At 43.4% G+C, this 15,344-nt stretch carries 13 protein-coding genes; 2 read left to right on the forward strand and 11 right to left on the reverse strand.

Annotation, left to right across the window (positions count from 1 at the left end; genetic code table 11):
• Positions 1 to 36 precede the first annotated feature (36 nt).
• The 7 genes from AC58CZ_RS06080 to ppsA form a co-directional block, all read right to left on the reverse strand.
• Positions 37 to 1,395: a GntP family permease gene (locus AC58CZ_RS06080; protein WP_143506589.1), complete on the reverse strand. Its 1,359-nt coding sequence runs from the start codon at positions 1,393 to 1,395 to the stop codon at positions 37 to 39.
• Positions 1,396 to 1,727: 332 nt separating this feature from the next.
• Positions 1,728 to 1,967: a hypothetical protein gene (locus AC58CZ_RS06085; RefSeq protein WP_494224332.1), complete on the reverse strand. Its 240-nt coding sequence runs from the start codon at positions 1,965 to 1,967 to the stop codon at positions 1,728 to 1,730.
• A 321-nt stretch (positions 1,968 to 2,288) separates the two neighbouring features.
• Entirely contained in the window at positions 2,289 to 2,795 is a 507-nt protein-coding gene (gene rplI / locus AC58CZ_RS06090; protein WP_494224333.1) for a 50S ribosomal protein L9, read from the reverse strand.
• Positions 2,796 to 2,815: 20 nt separating this feature from the next.
• Positions 2,816 to 3,046, reverse strand: coding sequence for a 30S ribosomal protein S18 (gene rpsR / locus AC58CZ_RS06095; RefSeq protein ID WP_010198808.1), 231 nt, complete (start codon positions 3,044 to 3,046; stop codon positions 2,816 to 2,818).
• 16 nt (positions 3,047 to 3,062) lie between these two features.
• Positions 3,063 to 3,467: a 30S ribosomal protein S6 gene (gene rpsF / locus AC58CZ_RS06100; protein WP_058023829.1), complete on the reverse strand. Its 405-nt coding sequence runs from the start codon at positions 3,465 to 3,467 to the stop codon at positions 3,063 to 3,065.
• Between the two features lie 284 nt (positions 3,468 to 3,751).
• Positions 3,752 to 4,720, reverse strand: a complete 969-nt coding sequence (locus AC58CZ_RS06105) for an RDD family protein (protein WP_494224334.1) — start codon at positions 4,718 to 4,720, stop codon at positions 3,752 to 3,754.
• A 126-nt stretch (positions 4,721 to 4,846) separates the two neighbouring features.
• Entirely contained in the window at positions 4,847 to 7,228 is a 2,382-nt protein-coding gene (ppsA, locus tag AC58CZ_RS06110; RefSeq protein WP_494224335.1) for a phosphoenolpyruvate synthase, read from the reverse strand.
• Positions 7,229 to 7,824: 596 nt separating this feature from the next.
• Between ppsA and ppsR the strand changes: the two genes are divergently transcribed.
• Together ppsR and sthA are read left to right on the forward strand one after the other, a co-directional pair.
• Positions 7,825 to 8,721, forward strand: coding sequence for a posphoenolpyruvate synthetase regulatory kinase/phosphorylase PpsR (gene ppsR, locus AC58CZ_RS06115; RefSeq protein ID WP_075107362.1), 897 nt, complete (start codon positions 7,825 to 7,827; stop codon positions 8,719 to 8,721).
• A 158-nt stretch (positions 8,722 to 8,879) separates the two neighbouring features.
• Entirely contained in the window at positions 8,880 to 10,529 is a 1,650-nt protein-coding gene (gene sthA / locus AC58CZ_RS06120) for a Si-specific NAD(P)(+) transhydrogenase (protein WP_494224336.1), read from the forward strand.
• Positions 10,530 to 10,638: 109 nt separating this feature from the next.
• On the opposite strand, the gene AC58CZ_RS06125 is transcribed toward sthA, so the two are convergent.
• The 4 genes from AC58CZ_RS06125 to AC58CZ_RS06140 are packed head-to-tail and all read right to left on the reverse strand — an operon-like array spanning position 10,639 to position 15,251.
• Positions 10,639 to 11,823 carry an ABC transporter permease gene (locus AC58CZ_RS06125; RefSeq protein WP_494224337.1) on the reverse strand — a complete coding sequence of 395 codons (1,185 nt, stop codon included), beginning with the start codon at positions 11,821 to 11,823 and terminating at the stop codon, positions 10,639 to 10,641.
• The gene (locus tag AC58CZ_RS06130) at positions 11,823 to 13,133 is read right to left on the reverse strand and encodes an ABC transporter permease (protein ID WP_494224338.1); all 1,311 of its coding nucleotides are present in this window, start codon (positions 13,131 to 13,133) and stop codon (positions 11,823 to 11,825) included. The genes AC58CZ_RS06125 and AC58CZ_RS06130 overlap by 1 nt, the downstream gene beginning before the upstream one ends.
• A gap of 3 nt (positions 13,134 to 13,136) precedes the next feature.
• Positions 13,137 to 14,336 carry an HlyD family secretion protein gene (locus AC58CZ_RS06135; protein WP_494224339.1) on the reverse strand — a complete coding sequence of 400 codons (1,200 nt, stop codon included), beginning with the start codon at positions 14,334 to 14,336 and terminating at the stop codon, positions 13,137 to 13,139.
• A gap of 48 nt (positions 14,337 to 14,384) precedes the next feature.
• Positions 14,385 to 15,251, reverse strand: coding sequence for a YihY/virulence factor BrkB family protein (locus tag AC58CZ_RS06140; protein WP_423609172.1), 867 nt, complete (start codon positions 15,249 to 15,251; stop codon positions 14,385 to 14,387).
• Between the last annotated feature and the right edge of the window lie 93 nt (positions 15,252 to 15,344).

Consider the following 15,344-nt stretch of genomic DNA (forward strand, 5'->3'; position numbering starts at 1 on the left):
CAAATAAACGTATGTATACGTACCCAATCTCATGAACTAGATAAACACTAGGGTTAACAACCAGATAAATACGATGCTAGTCACCCCTTGGATACCAGTGGCCATTGAGTGCGCTTTATAAGCTTGCGCCACACTCATGCGACTGAACTGACTCACAATCCAGAAGAAGCTATCATTGGCGTGAGAGATCGTCATGGCACCGGCACCAATTGCCATCACACAGAATACACGACCAAGCTCACTGTCCAAGCCAATTTGGTTCAATAGTGGGGCAACCATTGCAGAGGTTGTGACCAATGCGACCGTGGTTGAGCCTTGTGCTGTTTTTAGCGCAGCAGAGACGATAAATGGCATAAAAATACCCAACCCTAAGGCAGATAACGTTGAACCTAGATAATCGCCAATTGGTGTGACTTTTAGCATGGCACCAAATGCGCCACCAGCACCAGTGATCAGTAGGATAGGGGCTGCTACTACCAAACCTTGCGAGATACTATCGCTGATTTGCTGCGTTTTTTGCTCTGAATCAATCAATAAAAACGATAAAAACAAACCAATCAACAATGCAGTCAATGGGTTACCGATGAATATTAAAATCTCTGCTAGTGTACCACTACCGAACGGCGCACTTGGGAAATTGGCAACCGACGACAGGCAGATTAATATGATAGGCACAATAATCGGTAAAAACGCCATTGTTGCTGAAGGCAGTTTGCTGTAGTCATCGCGTGTTTTTATGCCTTCAGGTAGGGTCGCTGCTTGAGCATCTGTGGCATTGATATTATCAGGCGTAGCGTTAAGAAAGCGATTCGACCACCACCAACCAGCCAGTACAGCAACTGCAGTCACGACCACACCAACCATGATGACCAAACCTAAGTTTGACTCTAGACCTAAGTTACCTGCCGCCGCGATTGGGCCTGGCGTAGGCGGGACAAAGGTGTGGGTAGCGTATAGACCAGTAGCCAAGGCAATACTCATCGCGACACTTGATACATGTAAGCGCTCAGCCAAAGACTCTTTTAGAGAGTTCAAGATAATATAGCCAGAGTCACAAAATACAGGCACCGAAACCACTGCACCGACGATAGACATGGTCAAAGTAGGGAAGCGTGGCCCCAATACTTTGATGACTGACTCTGCCATTACAATAGCCGCACCCGTTTTTTCGAGGATTAAGCCAATAATCGTACCAAATACAATCACAAGACCGATATAGCCTAAAATACCACCGAAACCATCAGAGATCGTTTTTGCGACCGTATTGAGTGGTACTTGATAAAATAGCGCGACCAAAAAAGCGGACAAAATCAACACTAAAAAAGGATGCCACTTCAATTTTGCGGTAGCGAAAATAATAAAAAGAATGGTCAGCACAAGCCAAAATACAATCATCACTGTCTCAATATGGTTTATATCTTAATGAGTTATTCACGCAAACAGGCATCAATAACGATACGAAATTTTGAAGGGGCATATTTTATAGTAAATAGGGGTGACTAGGAAACACATTTGTCAAAGAGATGCTGTTCGTTATGGCGATATGAACATTTTCTGATGAGAGTAGTGGCATTCTTATGCCTGCAGAGTTATCGCTTTTTCGATTTTCAGACCGCATTTGACCAAGGTTTTTCACTAAAAAAAGACTGACCACTATAGATGGCCAGTCTTTTATAAGGTATCGCTTATTTTTTTTGTTCAAGATGAGTTTTTATATAAACTCCAATCTAAGCAATCTTATCGAAGAACGCTTTATTGTCAGTAGCTATCGTAGAATCGAAGCTTACGTAAATACCTTTATCATCTAGCGTTGCATACCAGTGATCATCATCGCCGCTGGTCAGTATCTGAAAGTATTTGTCATTTACGATTCTACCTACCGTATAAATCTCTCCCTCTGAATAAAAGTCGTTGCCCTTGATACAAAGTAGTTTATCGTCAGTGTTTATTCCATCAGTGTTGGTCATATTAAAGTACTCTATTAACGAAAAGTATAAAAATAGAGCATGAACTCTACTCGTTATGGCGAATACAATTATATAGACAGTATCTTGTTGGTTGGTATAGCGTTTTTAATTGAGTTGTTGCAATTAGTTACTGCAAGATATCATGCTGACAAATAGTATTGAATACAGCTTTTAGTAATCGATTGATACTTACAAGGCATCAAGAAAACTCTGATGTAATGCGAAAGTATTACGATCATATGTATAAAATATCGACATAAAAAAAGCCAGCAACACAAGGTCACTGGCTTTTTTATAGACTGAGTCTAATTATCTAGAAGATTACTCTTCAGAATAATCTTCGTCAGCTTCTTCTTCGTCAGCTGAATCTTCGTTGTTACCATCTTCAGAAAGAATAGTAACCAAGATGCTAGCAGTAACGTCATGGTGTAGCTGAATATCAACATTGTATTCGCCAACTTGACGTAGTGTGCCTTCAGGTAGCTTGATTTCAGCACGGTCTACTTCTAGACCTGAGTTAGTCAATGCTTCAGCGATATCGCGAGTACCGATAGAGCCAAATAGCTTGCCTTCGTCACCTGATTTCGCACGCATGATAACATTAACGTCAGTTAGTGCATCAGCACGCTCTCGAGCAGTAGCGATCTCTTTTGCTTCTTCAGCTTCAAGCTCAGCACGACGTGCTTCGAACTTTTCAATGTTAGCTTTAGTCGCAGGTAGAGCGCGGCCTTGAGGGATAAGAAAGTTACGACCGTAACCTGGTTTTACATCGACAGTTTCACCGAGTTTACCAAGGTTGACGATACGCTGTAACAAAATAATTTGCATGAGTCATTCCTAGTTAGCGGTTAACCTTGATGGTTATCAGTGTATGGAAGTAGCGATAAATAACGAGCTTGCTTGATAGCAGTCGCTAGTTGACGCTGATATTTAGTAGACGTACCGGTAATACGGCTTGGTACGATTTTGCCATTATCACTAATGTACTGTTTTAGCAATTCAACATCTTTATAGTCGATGTGAGTGATGCCTTCAGCAGTGAAACGGCAGAATTTGCGACGGCGATAGAAACGTGCCATGAGTATTCTCCTTTAATTAGTCTTCACTGTTGTCGTTGTCGTCATTATCGTTTTCACGATTGTCTGGACGACGAGTAGTTGCTTTGCGTGCGCGTTTTTCATCGGCATTCTTGGCTAACTGCGACTCTTCAGTGACAGCTTCGTCACGGCGCATAACTAGACTACGAATGATCGCGTCGTTATAGCGGAATAATTCTTCAAGTTCAGCCAAAGTCTCGCCGTCAGTTTCGATGTTGAAAAGAACGTAATGAGCTTTGTGAATCTTGTTGATTGGATAAGCCAATTGACGGCGGCCCCAATCTTCAAGGCGATGGATAGCACCACCGTTGTCTTGAACCAACTTGATATAGCGTTCAACCATGCCGACCACTTGGTCGCTTTGGTCTGGGTGTACAAGTAACACCAGTTCGTAATGTCGCATTATGACTCCTTACGGATTAGTAGCTATTAACCCTATGTTAATAGCAAGGAGATTTATAAGGTAAGCCCACGTTCTTAAAAATATAGTAAGAAATAAGCTTAGTTTATAAAGCGCCGTATTATAACAGTACTTGGCGCTTAACACAAAGGGTAATCACCAAGCGGCTGGCAATAAAGTTTCGAAATAATATAATTATTGTGTTTACTCAATAAAAAAAGCCGCAATAGTACGCAGCTTTTTTAAGTATAACGAGCTATAAAACCAATAACCAAATTAAAATACTGTTACTCAGATTGTGATTTCTTTACCAGTTGGCTACTGTCTGCTTTGACCACTAAGGTTTTGGCAAGTTTGTCATGCCAACCAATATTTTCAGGGCTCTTTGATGCCATGTAATAATGGATAGCAATAATCACAAAACCCAAAAAGCTAGTAAACGAAAACAGTAAATTATAGATAATAAACAACAGTAACGTACGTGTACCGACCAGCTTGATAAACGAGGGTAGACGATGTGTGGTCTGATCCACAACCCGAATACCAGTGATTACTTTGCCTAGGGATTGACCACGCATGGTAATAAATACCAGCTGCAGTGCAAACAAGCCAAAAACCATGACTTGCGACATCATGAGCGTACTGCTTGGAATGCTTTCCATCAACGACATTGAATATTGATAGGCAGCGTCCATATCTTGGATGTTTTGAAACTTGGTATAGTCCACATCCATTTTGGTCAATGCCATTACTAATGGCAATATGGCCAATACATACAGTAGCCCATTAAGCGCGGTTGCCAATATGCGTGACATAATTGGCGCAAGTACCACATCACCAATGACTTTATCATTGTCTGCGACCGTCTTTTTGAGAGCAGTTTTGTTTAATGAGACATTGTTGTGCGGCGTTTGATGACGATTGGTCGTCATATCGGCCTTCACATTTTTAGAACGTTCAGGCTTGCCATATAGTCTATCTAATGATACTGAATTATTATCTTTAGTATTGCTGGTATCTTCAGGGAAGACGGTCACATTATTGATAATAGAATCATTCGCATCAGGAGTAGTAGCACCAGTCGGTCGATAAACCGTTTGATTATTGGTCACATTTCCTACGCGCTGCCACTGATCTAAGCCTTCATGCCAAATTAAATCATCAAGCAATACTTCGCCTGATGCCAGCATGATATTAAGCTGCTCCAGATTGTATGGACCAGCTTGTACGTTATTTCGAGCAAGGAAAATCTGCATAATTGCCTGCATAGTTAGTCATGTCTTAAGACATTATATTAGGGTCTATTTGAAAAAATCAAATAGACCCTAATAGTGGTATCTTTAATGACTGTGTGAGTTACCGTTGCGACTGAACGTAACGGTCTACTTTTCTTCACCAGCTAGGAAGAACCAAGTATCTAGCACAGAATCAGGGTTCAATGATACCGAGCTGATACCTTGTTCCATTAACCAGAACGCTAGATCTGGATGGTCTGATGGGCCCTGACCACAGATGCCAACATATTTGTTTTGCTTACGGCAAGCGTCGATAGCCATAGTGAGCAATTTCTTAACAGCAGTGTCACGCTCATCAAATAGATGTGAGACGATACCTGAGTCACGATCAAGACCAAGCGTTAACTGAGTCAAATCGTTAGAGCCGATTGAGAAACCATCGAAGTACTCTAGGAACTCTTCTGCTAATAGCGCGTTGGTTGGTAGCTCACACATCATGATGATGCGTAGACCATTTTCACCGCGTTTTAGACCATTTTTCTCAAGTAACTCGATTACTTGCGCTGCTTCGCCAGTGGTGCGGACGAATGGAATCATAATCTCAACGTTGGTTAAGCCCATCTCATCACGAACACGTTTTAGCGCTTTACACTCAAGCTCAAAACAGTCACGGAAGTTGTCAGAGACATAACGGCTAGCGCCGCGGAAACCAAGCATTGGGTTCTCTTCTGATGGCTCGTACAGCTTACCACCAAGCAAGTTAGCATATTCGTTTGATTTGAAATCTGACATACGAACAATAACTGGCTGATCCATAAAGGCAACGGCTAGGGTTGAGATACCTTCAACCAATTTATCAACATAAAAGTCAACAGGTGAAGCATAGCCTGCGATACGCTCTTGAATGGCTTGTGAGATCTCACGTGGCAAGCTGTTCATGTTTAGCAGCGCTTTTGGATGCACACCGATCATACGGTTGATAATGAACTCTAAACGCGCAAGACCAATACCTTCGTTTGGCATTTGAGTGAATGAGAAGGCGCGATCAGGGTTACCAACGTTCATCATGACTTTGAATGCAAGCTCTGGCATAGACTCAACCGAGTTGGTCTGCACTTCAAAATCAATCTGGCTTTCATAAATAAAACCAGTGTCGCCTTCAGCACAAGACGCAGTCACTTCTTGACCGTCAATTAATAGTTCAGTGGCGTTACCACAACCAACGATGGCGGGCACACCTAACTCACGCGCGATAATGGCTGCGTGACACGTACGACCACCACGGTTGGTGATGATGGCAGAAGCGCGCTTCATGACTGGTTCCCAATCTGGATCAGTCATGTCTGATACAAGAACATCGCCTTCTTCTACTTTGTCCATCTCGTTTAGGTGAGTAACGATACGGACTTTACCCGAACCGATGCGCTGACCGATTGAACGACCTTCACACAATACTTTTGCGCCAGTCGTGTCGATGACATAACGCTCCATGACATTGCTGTCTTGGCGACTCTTAACGGTTTCAGGACGTGCTTGAACGATAAAGATTTCACCGCTGTCACCGTCTTTTGCCCATTCGATATCCATCGCGTGGCCATAATGCTGCTCGATCGTGACCGCTTGCTTGGCAAGAGAGGTCAGCTCTTCGGTAGTCAAAGAGAACTGCATGCGATCTTGTTTTTCAACATCGACCGTTTTCACTGATTTTGCAGTGCTGCCTTCATCACCATAAACCATTTTCTTGTGCTTGCTGCCTAGGTTACGGCGAATAACGGCAGGCTTACCATCAGCGAGCAGACGTTTTGAGATGTAGAATTCGTCTGGGTTGACCGCACCTTGTACAACCATTTCGCCAAGGCCATAGCTTGAGGTGATGAACACGACTTGATCAAAACCGCTTTCGGTATCAAGCGTGAACATAACACCAGCAGCACCAGTCTCTGAGCGCACCATACGCTGTACGGCAGCAGACAATGCCACGCCTTCGTGCTCAAAACCTTTGTGTACACGGTAAGAGATTGCACGGTCGTTATATAGCGAGGCAAATACTTCTTTAATAGCAATTAGGACGTTATCAATACCGCGAATGTTCAAGAAGGTTTCTTGTTGACCAGCAAATGACGCATCTGGCAAATCTTCAGCAGTCGCAGAAGAGCGTACAGCAACAGCGATGTCTTCGCCGCCGCTCATGGTTTCGAACGCTTGACGTACTTCTTGCTCAAGATCTTTTGGCAGTTCTTGCTCGATAATCCACGTGCGGATTTTTTTACCAGTCGCCGCAAGCTTATTGACATCATTGACATCCAATGTGTTTAGCTCGTTGTTGATTTTTTCTAATAAGCCTGTTTCTGTCAAAAAGCGATTGAATGCGTTTGATGTGGTGGCAAAGCCGCCTGGAACACTAACGCCTAAATCAGAAAGATGGCTGATCATCTCGCCAAGTGAGGCATTCTTGCCACCAACCATTTCGATGTCGTCTTTTCCTAGCTGATCAAGATTGATTACAAGTGCTGTAGATTGCGCTGCCATGATAACTCCAGAAAATAAGGTTATTTAGTAAAGATTATAACGGTGAATTATACCGCCATATTAGGAGGAATTCGAGGGGTTTTACCAAAAAACTTGTTAAAAATACACAAATTGTAGGATTTGCTACACAGAGTAAGGCCAGTCTAATCAAGTTTCGTATTTACTTAGATGAAAAATCTCATTGCTAGTGACGATGTTATGCGCTTTCAAAAGCCAATTACTGCATAAAATAGACGTATTCAAATAAGCCATATTTAGAGTATTTCTATAATTTATGTTTCAATCTTATGTTTATATATAGGAAATGCCATAAAAAACGCCTTGATGAGAGGTGGATTGGCTATGACGTCAAGATGAAAAACAATGTGGGTGCTAAGTGTACGCCTGTAACATTGATTTCTATTAAGAAGCTAATATGCGTATAATGTAGCGGATAGATAAGTGATGCATATGGCTATATAAATATGCAATAGCAGCGCTGCCATCGTTCTGCATTTAAAAGAGATAAGGCAGCCAAAGTTAGATAATTGCTATTAGATCAATACTAAAAATGAAATGAAGATCATTATTGAGTTTTCAACCGAGGTGTCAACGTTATGTACTCAAGCAATCCATCTGAACAAGTCAAGCCCACTATCCAAAATCGTCATGCGCTAAACTTGGACAGCTCACAAGCCATCAGAACGGCATTTTTTATCTCAGATGGCACCGCAATTACGGCTGAGACCCTCGGACGCGCTATTTTGAGTCAGTTTGCCTCGGTCCCTTTTGAGACAAGAGTGTTGCCATACGTCGATAGCTTAGAGCGTGCCGATGATGCCGTAGAGCAAATCAACATGGCGTATCAACGTGATGGGTCGTTGCCGTTGGTGTTTGATACGATCGTCAATCCAGAGATTCGTGAAAAAATCAATTCAGCACACAGCTGTAATTTGGATATGTACGAAGGGTTGATTGGCCGCGTTGCAGAAGAGACTGGCGTAGAGCCAGACGGTCATTCAGGCCATGCGCATGATGATGTTGATTCTGAGACGTATAAAGAGCGTATCGACGCAGTCCATTTCGCCTTAGACAATGATGATGGCGCACGTACTCGTCATTATAATGCTGCCGATATTATCTTGGTAGGGGTATCACGCTCGGGCAAAACACCGACGTCACTATATCTTGCGTTACAATTCGGTATTCGCGCCGCCAATTATCCTCTGACCGAAGATGATTTGTACGACAATCAACTACCAAAAGCGCTGCGTGACCATAAAGACAAACTGTTTGGTTTGCTCATTGATACCGATCGCTTGGTAAAAATACGCCAAGAGCGCCGTGCGGGCAGTCGTTACTCAAGTTATCAGCAATGCCAGCAAGAACAGCGCGCGATACAGGGAATTTATATCACGCACGGTATCCCAAGCTTGGATGTATCAGAGATGTCTGTTGAAGAAATTGCAACGCGTATATTACAGATGACAGGTCTTAAACGCCGCATTGGGTAATGGACTATTAATTTTATAATATGTAATTGTCATCAAGTTTGTAAAAAGTATATTCATGCCTTATGGTGAGTACAACTTTATTAAGCTGCTTGGATATTAAAAATATTAACTCGTGCACATAGATATTAATAGAGCAAACAATACATAAAGAGGACATGATGGTAAGTAAGAACATAAGTGACGCAACCAATGATACTGGTAAAGACGTCCATACTGAAGTATCGAATAAATCTAATGGTCGTTCGCCCAATCCTGAGCATACTGAAGGTAAAGACACAAAACATAAAATCGAGCAGACTCATGAGCAGGTCACTGAAGATATCATGCATTACCCTGATCTCATCAACCCGCTTGATGACACTCGTATTGATATCAAATCTGGATTTACCAAAGATTCTCGTCGACTAAAAAGTGACGATCACGAGTATGAGTATGATGCGGTGGTTTTAGGTGCAGGTCCTGCTGGTGAAGCCGCTGCCATGAAGCTGACCAAATCTGGTAAAAGAGTGGTCGTCGTCGATCCGCGTGATCAAGTAGGAGGTAACTCTACTCACGTTGGTACAATTCCTAGTAAAGCATTGCGCCAATCAGTATTTAACTTAATTAACTTCCGTCGCGACCCGATGTTTACCAAAGCGATGGAGTATAAGCAAGTTCCGCTAAATGAAGTATTGGCTAAGGCGCGTCAAGTAATCCGTCGTCAAGTCAGTACGCATACCCGTTTTTATGAGCGCAACCGTATCGAAGTTATTCAAGGTTGGGCAAGTTTTATTGACGCTCATACGCTGCGCATTGAAGTCGACGACAATGTCTACGAAACTATTACTTTCAATAAAGCCATCATTACTGTCGGTAGTCGTCCTTACCGTCCTGATATTTTAGACTTTAAACATCCACGCGTTTTTGACTCAGATAAAATCTTGCAAATGGATTATGTCGTCAAAAAAATCATCATCTATGGTGCAGGGGTGATTGGCTGTGAGTATGCGTCTATCTTTACGGGTCTTGGCTACAAGGTTGATCTAATCAATAACCAAGATCAGCTGCTCAACTACTTGGACAGCGAAATCAGTGATGCGATCGCGCATGACTTTAGACAGTTCGGTGTGCTTATCCGTAGTAATGAAGAGATTGATCATCTTGAGACTCATGATGATTATGTGGTCTTGCACTTAAAGAGCGGCAAGCGCATCAAATCTGATGCCATTCTTTGGTCAAATGGTCGCTCAGGTAACACCGAAGGCCTGAATTTAGAAGCCATTGGACTAAAAGCAAATGGCCGTGGTCAGTTAAAAGTAGATGATACTTACTGTACGGACGTCGACAATATTTATGCTGCTGGCGATGTCATCGGTTGGCCATCATTAGCCTCTGCTGCCTATGATCAAGGTCGCTGTGCTGCTGCCTTTATGGTCGGTGATAGTGATGCCGAGCCAGTATCTAGTGTCCCAACTGGTATCTATACCATTCCTGAAATCTCTTGTATCGGTAAAACAGAGCAGGAGCTAACGGATGAGAAAGTTCCGTATGAAGTGGGTCAAGCGTTCTTCAAACATCTGGCACGTGCCCAAATCATTGGTGAACGCTCGGGCGTATTAAAGATATTGTTCCATCGTGATACGTTAGAAATTTTAGGCATTCATTGCTACGGCAACCACGCTTCAGAGATTATTCATATCGGTCAAGCAGTGATGAAGTGCAAAAGCAACAATACGCTTGAGTATTTTGTCAATACGACTTTTAACTATCCAACGATGGCAGAAGCGTATCGTGTGGCTGCGCTTAACGGTTTGAACCGAGTATTTTAATGTTTAAAAATGACTCAAAGTGAAAGTGTCATATGTATAAAAAAGCGCCTGCTAATATTAGCAGGCGCTTTTTTATGCTCATAGATTTAATTAATGTGAAGATTTATAATTAGGCTTTTTTTTGCGGAATACGCTTGCGTAAAAATAGCAATAAAACAAAATAGAGCAACCACAAGCCTGCCAATGCATAAAACCCTATGGCGACTTGAGAGATACTTGCACCCATTTGGTTAAGCTGTACAGAGGTGTTGATCGCAGGGGTAGTTGGTACGATCCAGCGTATTACTTGCAAAACTTGGGGCAACTGGTCGGCTGGCCAAGGGTAGCCGCTTAAGAAGAATATCGGTAGGGAGATAAAGATTAAGATCTGCATACTGCGCTCACGCTGCCGGAACCATAGCCCAAGTACACAGCCGAGCGTTGCGACTGTCGGACAAAACAGTGCTAAAAACAATAGCGTTCCGAGCATATTTTGCCCACGTGGATAATGATGCAGCTCAAAAGTCCAGCCATAATAAAAACAGCCAATGATAAAGCTTAGCGTGCTCAGCGCTGTGATACGTCCGAGCCAACCGCGTACACTCGCAGCATGACGCCGCTGCTCATACCAAGTGCCAATCAGCATGGCGGTTGCCATCAATAGTGTCTGTTGTAAGATAATGACGGAGACGGCTGGTACGACGTAGGCACCGTAGCCTTCAGTTTGATTATAAAGTGGCATGATTTGTAGTGGTACTGCTTGAGCGCTCCGTGCTGCGGTGGGTGCATAAGCGCCTTTCGCGATATTTTTCTTTACCTTGATCCCCGCTGATACAGTACCAACTGCTTTAGAGAATCCCAGTTGGACGTTCTTATTTAAAATAAAGTAGCCGCCATTGCCGAGGACGCTAACATACGCTTGCTGTCCTGACATGACTTGTTCTTCAAGGCCGCTTGGAATCACCATATAGCCTGCAATTTGATCGGACCATATGGCTTCTTTGGCCGCTTGTTCATTGATAAAGTGCTCAGTATCTAGATATGGACTGGCACTTGCATAACGGGCGAGCGTGCGCGACAAGTTACTATTGTCATGATCAACAATACCCACTGGTACATGGTTGACTACTTCAGTTGAGTAGGGCCAAGGATAGAAAAACCCATAGATAATCGGGGCAATAATCAGCATCAAAAGTACGCCTTTATCCCCAAAAACGTCTTTGAACGTTTGAGAGAAGCTTGCCCAAAAAGTCTGCGCAGTTAAAGAAGTGGTGGCTTTAGCGTTGTTTTGCTTGGTATTTAAAGGTGATGACATCAGCGTGCTCCCCAGCGTTCAGGATGCGCCAATGCGCGTTTGGTCAATAGGGCTGTCAGTAGCATGGCGATGATAGTGGCAAGCGCCAGACCGTAGACAATAGGCACAGAGATAGCAATAGGCGCTTGCATTTGTAACTGGGCAATATGTAGCTTGAGGTAATGTGTCAGTGGCAATGCATTTGACCAGTATTGCGCGCTATCACTAATCGCAATATAAGGAAAGGTCACACCAGCAAAGGCATAAGAAGGCGCTGAAATAAAACCAGTGGTTGACAAACCCATACGCAGTGAAAAGGAGTTCAAAGTAAAAATAGCACCAAGCCAGAATGACAGTATCATCAAACACAATAGGCCGATATATACTGCGATGATTGACCCAATGCTTATATTTTGGTTCGACGTTACAAGCCACAATACCAAAGCCGACCATAAGCTATAGGCCAATATTGGCCAAAAATACTTACCCAATAGACCGGATAGCAATACTGATATACTCACCGAATTGGGCATTTTTGAGTCTGATGATGGTGCAGTGTTGTTGGTGCTATCTTGTGTGGTGTTTAACGCAGCTGCTTTTTTAGAGGATTTAACCAAGGCTAAGTCAGGTGTACCTGTACTGATAAAGCGATACCAGTGACCAATATTTTTATCGCGCAGCTCGCGACCAATGGTGGTTGCCCCGACGACCATCGCTAATATATGTAGTAGTGCAGGTATGACGGTCGATGCCAAAAACTGCTGATAATTGGTTGCAGCATTGAACAAACTAATACGCTGGATACTGATAGGCGAGTAAGCAGTCATGGCTTGCGACGGCCCTACGCCTTGCTTTACCAATCGCTTGATCTCTACCCCTGCGGATAAGGTGCTAGCGACTGCTTGGACAGCCGTTTGAATAATGCCAGAATGCGTACCGTACTGGGCGTTTACTTGTAGGATTAAAGGGGCAGGCTTGCTAGATAAAATATTACGCGAAAAATCCTCAGGAATGATGACAACCGCATAAATATCGCGTTGCAAGATCGCAGCCTCTGCATCCGCTGGTGAATAATAAAGCTGTCTAACCGTAAGCGTAGGACTGGCTTCTAAGTAACGTACGGTAGTATTGGCAACAGCACTATTGTCTTGATCGATCACTCCAATGGGTAAGTCAGTAATCTGAGTCTGTGAAAATATCCACCAAATCAGCAGCACTGTGGCTAGTGGTATCCACACCACCATGCTTAAGTCCCAATGGTTTTTGGCTAAAAAACGGCGCTCGTAAGCGGCGCTACGTAAAAAAGCCTCACTTAACTTAGTCAAGTGCATGGCCTACTCTTGGTTCTGATTGATAGGATTAATATGCACAACCACACTCATTCCTGAGCGAATGCGAGTATCAGGCGTGGATGGTCGTGCTTTGACCTCAAAGGTACGCACATCAAAACCATCATCATTGTTGGTCGGTCGCCAAGTGGCAAAATCAGATAAGGTCGATGTCGCATAAACAGTAAACTGTTTATTATAAGGCTTATCTGCTGATGATAATGCGGGAATAGTACCTGTAAATGTCTGACCGATAGCGAACTGGTTTAAATACGACTCAGTGACATTGAGCACTACCCATTGGTCATTGGTATCCACCAACGTCAGCAAAGGAACGCCTTGACCGATGACTTCTCCAGCACTAACGATGACATTGTCCACAACACCAGCGATAGGGCTCTTTAGATTGGCCTCTTCTTTTGCTGCCAGTGCTTCATCTAGCTGGGCATCAACTTGTGCGACTTGAGCGGTAGCCGCTGATTTGTCTTCACTGCGAGCACCTTCTAATGCCAAATCATATTGCAAACGTGCGGCTTCAGTTTGGTCTTGAGTGGCTAGGTATTGGGCATAAGCCTCATCGCGTTTTTGCCGTGCCATCAATCCTTCTTCATACAGACGATTGACACGCTGATAGGTGTTTTCTGCCAAATCAGACGCGGCTTTATTGGCTTGCCAAGCGGCTTTGGCTTGAGCGATCTCTTGCGGGCGTGCCCCGTTTTCTGCTTTGTCCAATTGACTTTGTGCGATTTGCTTACCAGCACGTGCTTGATTGATCTTGGCGTTAATCTCAGGCGAATCCATCTCAATGAGTTGCTGACCCACCGTAACCGTATCACCTTCTGTCACCATAATGTTAGCAATGCGGCCTGCTACCTTTGCAGCGATAGAGGTTTGCTGCATTTGCATTTGCCCTTGGAGGGTAATGACTTCTGGTTCATTATGCTGATTGCTTTTATATAAACCGTATGCAATTGCGCCAAGAACACCTAATACAAACAGTACGAGCAATATCTTTTTCATACGAGCAGATTTATCAGCTTTTGCGTTGCCACGACTATAAGCGGGTACAGATTGCTCTGGAACGTCAGACTCACTAGATACATTTTCTACTGGATCGACGGAGGCTTTTGTATCTTGAGAGGTCACTGACTCGTTTGAATCAACTGATTTATTTGAGTTGTCTGATTCGTTTGGAAATTCAGTCATGACGGTGTGATTCCTAAAGCAGCAAAGTTGAGAACAAAGGATTTATGATTAGTACACTCGAACAGCATAAGGTTTGGCATTGTCTATGGCTTCAGAATTAAAAATCGCACCAAAAGCGACGATAAAGGCTGAATAATACAGCCAAAGCATAATGACCACCGCCGCTGATAGCGCCCCAAATTCAGCACTATAGTTGTTGAAGTTTTGCACATAAATCGAAAACAGTACGGACAATATAATCCAAAGAATGGTCGCGAGCGTTGCTCCTGGAACCAGTTTTTTTAGTGCAACGGCATCGCGATTTGGCGCGAGACGATAGAGACTTAAAAAGCTTAAAAAGATAATACCCGCCAATACAGGCCATCTGGCCCACAGTGCAACCGTTTCAGCCACTTGAGGGAAGGGGAAGTAATTCGCTGCTACAGGGATAATAGCAATAGAAGACACCGCTATTATCAAGACGACTACTGCACCAAAGGTCAGGCTCACTGCTCGAATCGTGCCTTGTATAAAGCTGCGCTCTTGGGTGATATGAAAAGCGAGATTGACAAGGGCAATTAAAGATTTGATGCCTTTGGAACCAGCATAAAGGGCAAGTAAGGTCGATATGATCAGGCTAAATGTCAGCGTGGATTTGGTATTAGAGACCAACTCGCTCAGGCGCGAATTGAGGACTTCGTACACTGTATCAGGTATAAACGGACGCAAAATGGAGATATGCTCCTGCATCTCAACGGGTGAAAATACGAGACCATAAATCAGCACAAATACCGCCATTGCTGGAAAGATGGATAAAAAACCAAAAAATCCGACACTGGCGCAATGTGCCCAAACATTAGTGGTATTCGCAATAGGCCACGTTTGTAGCAAAGTTTGTAGCCAATTATTTATCGATTTGGACGTTGGTTTTTTCATAAAACAGTGATTCACTATAGTAATAGTATGGTTTATTGAGCGTTATTTTTTGATAGCGTCATCCTGATTTGGTATATATCTTCGCTCATTAGC

Source organism: Psychrobacter sp. CR212, from assembly GCF_059693765.1.

Coding starts and splice junctions, on each gene's coding strand:
- rpsF (WP_058023829.1), bottom strand. CDS start 3,467: ATGCGACATTACGAACTGGTGTTACTTGTACACCCAGACCAAAGCGAC.
- rplI (WP_494224333.1), bottom strand. CDS start 2,795: ATGCAAATTATTTTGTTACAGCGTATCGTCAACCTTGGTAAACTCGGT.
- AC58CZ_RS06130 (WP_494224338.1), bottom strand. CDS start 13,133: ATGCACTTGACTAAGTTAAGTGAGGCTTTTTTACGTAGCGCCGCTTAC.
- AC58CZ_RS06080 (WP_143506589.1), bottom strand. CDS start 1,395: ATGATTGTATTTTGGCTTGTGCTGACCATTCTTTTTATTATTTTCGCT.
- AC58CZ_RS06135 (WP_494224339.1), bottom strand. CDS start 14,336: ATGACTGAATTTCCAAACGAATCAGACAACTCAAATAAATCAGTTGAT.
- ppsA (WP_494224335.1), bottom strand. CDS start 7,228: ATGGCAGCGCAATCTACAGCACTTGTAATCAATCTTGATCAGCTAGGA.
- AC58CZ_RS06085 (WP_494224332.1), bottom strand. CDS start 1,967: ATGACCAACACTGATGGAATAAACACTGACGATAAACTACTTTGTATC.
- ppsR (WP_075107362.1), top strand. CDS start 7,825: ATGTACTCAAGCAATCCATCTGAACAAGTCAAGCCCACTATCCAAAAT.
- AC58CZ_RS06105 (WP_494224334.1), bottom strand. CDS start 4,720: ATGCAGATTTTCCTTGCTCGAAATAACGTACAAGCTGGTCCATACAAT.
- rpsR (WP_010198808.1), bottom strand. CDS start 3,046: ATGGCACGTTTCTATCGCCGTCGCAAATTCTGCCGTTTCACTGCTGAA.
- AC58CZ_RS06125 (WP_494224337.1), bottom strand. CDS start 11,823: ATGTCATCACCTTTAAATACCAAGCAAAACAACGCTAAAGCCACCACT.
- AC58CZ_RS06140 (WP_423609172.1), bottom strand. CDS start 15,251: ATGAAAAAACCAACGTCCAAATCGATAAATAATTGGCTACAAACTTTG.
- sthA (WP_494224336.1), top strand. CDS start 8,880: ATGGTAAGTAAGAACATAAGTGACGCAACCAATGATACTGGTAAAGAC.